General features: G+C 46.7%; 3 protein-coding genes. All 3 read left to right on the top strand.

Going from position 1 to position 4,066, the window contains the following annotated elements:
* Positions 1–239: 239 nt before the first annotated feature.
* From HMPREF2686_RS04375 to HMPREF2686_RS04365, 3 genes are read left to right on the top strand one after another with little or no spacing between them, the layout of a single operon-like run.
* The gene (locus HMPREF2686_RS04375) at positions 240–1,583 is read left to right on the top strand and encodes a CapA family protein (RefSeq protein ID WP_049490825.1); all 1,344 of its coding nucleotides are present in this window, start codon (positions 240–242) and stop codon (positions 1,581–1,583) included.
* A 3-nt stretch (positions 1,584–1,586) separates the two neighbouring features.
* Positions 1,587–3,251 carry a MutS-related protein gene (locus tag HMPREF2686_RS04370; protein ID WP_070449359.1) on the top strand — a complete coding sequence of 555 codons (1,665 nt, stop codon included), beginning with the start codon at positions 1,587–1,589 and terminating at the stop codon, positions 3,249–3,251.
* A gap of 22 nt (positions 3,252–3,273) precedes the next feature.
* Entirely contained in the window at positions 3,274–3,990 is a 717-nt protein-coding gene (locus HMPREF2686_RS04365; protein WP_049483042.1) for a DUF554 domain-containing protein, read from the top strand.
* The last annotated feature ends 76 nt before the right edge of the window (positions 3,991–4,066 follow it).

Below are 4,066 nucleotides of genomic sequence, written 5' to 3'. Positions count from 1 at the left end.
TTCAGGCACTTTTCTCACAGCGGAAAGTTTCAGTAGATGCTTGCATCAGTTGAAAATCGTGATGATGTTTTCTGCTTTGAAGAAACCATTCTTTTAATATCAAATCATTTAGAAGTTCTGTTTTGCAGAACTTTTATTCTCCTCTGGAAATTTGTGATACAATGAAGAGAAAGTATTTCAATGACAGCTCAATTTGTCGGCGGATCATTGGAGAAACTAGGTACGAAGAAGAGGTAGGAATGTTAGAGAAGTGGGAGAGTGTGAAAGGGACCATCAAAACGATGGGAAAAGAACTATCGGCGGCCTTTGATTGGGCTTTTGATCGTCTCTTCTCAAAGATTCAGCTGACCAATGAACAGTTTGTCTATGTGCTCTTGTCTGTTGTTTTCATCGTGGCCAATGCTATCTTATGGGTGCAAAAATTCCAAGGCTTTCCGATCACCGCAACGGAACGGCCAGAGGTTGTGTACAAGGCCAAGACACCGGCTGATCAGATTCCTCATACAGCTCGGATCATGGCCAATGGAGATCAGCTCTATCATGATTTGGTCTATATGAGCGCGCAAAAAGAAGATGGGACCTATGATTTTCATGAGAATTATGAGTATGTCAAACCCTGGCTACAAAAGGCGGATCTAGCCTTGGGTGATTTTGAGGGAACCATTAACCCCAATTATTATTTGTCAGGATATCCTCTTTTTAATGCGCCGAGCGAAGTCGTACCAGCCATCAAGGATGCTGGTTATGATGTCATGGATTTGGGACACAACCATATCTTGGATTCAGGTCTAGAAGGAGTCTATTCGACAGCTAAGGCCTTTGAAGATGCAGGCATCACACCTGTCGGTGTATACACGCATGAAAAGAGAGGGCAGGCCCCCTTGGTGATCAAGGAAGTGAATGGCATCAAGATTGCTATTCTAGCCTACGCTTATGGGTTTAATGGAATGGAAACGACCCTTACTCCAGAGGAGCAAGCAGATGTCTTGTCTGATCTGGATGAAGAGCGGATGAAGGCGGAGATCCAAAAGGCGGAGCAAGAGGCCGATATTACCATTGTCATGCCCCAAATGGGAATTGAGTACCAATTGGAGCCGACAGAAGAGCAAAAAGAGCTCTATCATAAGATGGTTTCTTGGGGAGCTGATATCGTCTTTGGTGGGCATCCCCATGTTGTAGAGCCTGCTGAAGTGGTCAATAAAGATGGTCAAAACAAGCTCATCATCTACTCGATGGGGAATTTCCTGTCCAATCAGCGTCTGGAAACCATGGGAGATGTGGAGACTGCCCAATGGACAGAGCGAGGGGTCTTGATGGATGTGACCATCGAAAAGGTTGGTCGCAAGACACGGATTAAGACGGCTACTGCTCATCCAACCTGGGTCAGTCGGACTCCGAAGGGAACCTATTCTCCTGAAGGCTATGACTTGTACAAGTACCAGACCTATATCTTGGAAGATTTTATCCAGGGTGGCAAGTACCGCGACAAGCTGGATGAGGAGACCAAGGAGAGAGTGGACACGGCTTACCGAGAAATGAAGGAACATGTTCACTTGGATTGGCCTCAGAGTGGAAAGGAATAGAGTATGGAAGGAAATGTAAACTGGATTCCGCTAGGGATCCTAGGATTGATCGTGGTGATTTGGGCAACCAAATTTCTCACGGCCATTCGCCTCAAGCAAAAGCTGAAGAAGGCTTGGGACGGGGCGCCTTTCTTTCGTAAGAAAGATACAGAAGAAAGTTTGATAGACAGTCTGGCTTATCCAGCTAAGGGAAGGACGATCGATAGCCAAGTGGATGATCAGACCTGGCATGATTTGGCTTTGGATGCGGTCTTTGATCAGCTCAATTACACCCAATCGAGCCTTGGGGCAGAAGCTCTCTATCACAAAATGCGCCTGCTGGAATTCCAGCCTCAGGATCAGCTTCATGACTTAGAAGCCTTCTTTGAAGAGCATCCGGATTTGCGGCTCAAGGTCCAGGTCATTTTCAACCAACTGGGTAAGAAGAATCACAACATGGCGCGTAGCATTGTCGCAAATCCTGGCAAGCATTATGCAGGTTTGCCCCTCTATATAGCCTTGGCCTGTCTTCCAATCCTCTGTCTCTTTGCCATCCCCTTTGAGCCAGTTGGGGCGATTACCCTCTTGGTGATCAGTGTGGTCTTTAATATCGTCTTTTCAAGTTTGCGCAATTGGTCTAATAAAATCCGTCTGGACAATGTTAGTTATCTGGTCCGCATCTTTGCTTCGGCAGAACGCTTGAGCCATCTAGCCTTGCCACAACAAGAAGAACTCAAGCAGGCGGTCAAACCCTTTAAGAAAACGCGGATCCTTGCCAGTGTCTTGCAGAGTCCAACGGGGACTTCTGAGATGGAAATTGTTCTCCTCTACCTCAACGTTCTCTTTTTACTCCCGCAGATCGCTCAGGTCTATATTTACAATCAGGTGAAAGCTCATCAAAAAGAGGCCCAGAAACTTCTGGATCTCCTTGGAGAGATGGAAGTCGCCATTAGTCTCTTGCGCCATAAGCGGGATCTAGAAGTGGTCTGCCAGCCAGTCTTTACAGAGACGGGTGGCATTGAGGGCGAGACGCTCTATCATCCTTTGCTGTCCAATCCGATTGCGAATGATGTGCATTTTCAAAAAAATATGGTCATCAGTGGGGACAATGCGTCCGGGAAATCGACCTATTTGAAAACTGTCGCCATCAATGCCATTCTGGCTCAAGGGTTAGGCTTTGCCTATGGCGAAAGATTAGCCCTTCCCTATGGTCATGTCCTAACGGCTATGGATGTGAGCGATGATATTGAAGTTGGAGATAGCTACTTTATCACTGAGAGTAAAGCTATTTTACGTATGATTCAGCATCTGAAAAAGCCTGGTTTTCACTATTTCTTTATTGACGAGCTCTTTAAGGGGACCAATACTATCGAGCGGATCGGATCAGGCCTTGGGATTGTCCGCTGGTTGGCTGCCCAAAACTGCCTCTACATGATCTCCAGTCATGATATTGAGCTGGTCTCAGCTTCTGGTGAGGTCAATGATAATTACCATTTTGATAGTCGCTATGTGGATGGCAAGATCGTCTTTGACTACCAGATCAAACCAGGGTCAGCCGTGACCAAGAATGCGGTCAATACCCTAGAAAGCCTGCATTATCCAGAGGAGATTACGCAAACAGCCAAGGACTTGATTGACCAGTATGAAGAGACGGGATACTGGTCTTTGAAAGCGATTGAAAAAGAATGAAAATGAATAAAGGAGTTTGTAAATGATCGGTTTAGGGACCTTCTATAATGCCTTAGGGGTCGTATTTGGTGGGCTTTTAGGACTGCTCATCGGTCAACGTTTGTCAGAAGATTTTCATGAGACCCTTCTGAAAGTGACGGGTGTTGCTGTTTTTGTCTTGGGCATCGCAGGGACCTTGGAAAAGATGCTGGTGGTGCATGGAAGTCATGTAGAAAGTCACGGCAGTATGATGTTGATTCTGAGTCTAGTGATCGGGACCGTTATCGGGGAACTCTTGAAGATTGAGGAGGGCTTTGAGCGACTGGGAACCTGGCTGAAGGAAAAGACGGGCAACCAAGGCGATACCGGTTTTGTTGATGCCTTTATGACCACGGCCTTGACCATTTGTATCGGGGCTATGGCGGTGGTTGGAGCTGTCCAGGATGGCCTGACAGGCGACACCTCGACCTTGTTGGCCAAAGCTATTCTCGATATGGTTATCGTTCTGGTCTTGACCGTTTCAAAAGGAAAGGGCGCGATCTTTGCGGTGGTTCCACTCGTGATCCTTCAGGGATTGATCACGCTGTTGGCCCATTTGATCGCACCGATCATGACTCCGCAAGCCCTTTCGAATCTGTCCCTAGTTGGCTCCAGCCTCATTCTCTGTGTAGGGATCAATCTCATCTGGGGCAAACGAATCAAGGTCGCCAATCTCCTTCCAGCAGTGCTAATTGCCATTATTTGGGCTTTTGTCGGGTGAAAAATAGAAGCTAAGCAGTAGCTTCAGATTTAAGACAAAGTCAACTTAAAAACTTTCCTTAGGTGAGTACGGACGT

Source organism: Streptococcus sp. HMSC057G03, from assembly GCF_001808745.1.
In the GTDB taxonomy this organism is placed as follows: Bacteria; Bacillota; Bacilli; order Lactobacillales; family Streptococcaceae; genus Streptococcus; species Streptococcus parasanguinis_Z.
This window is presented reverse-complemented; position numbering and strand designations above follow the sequence as displayed.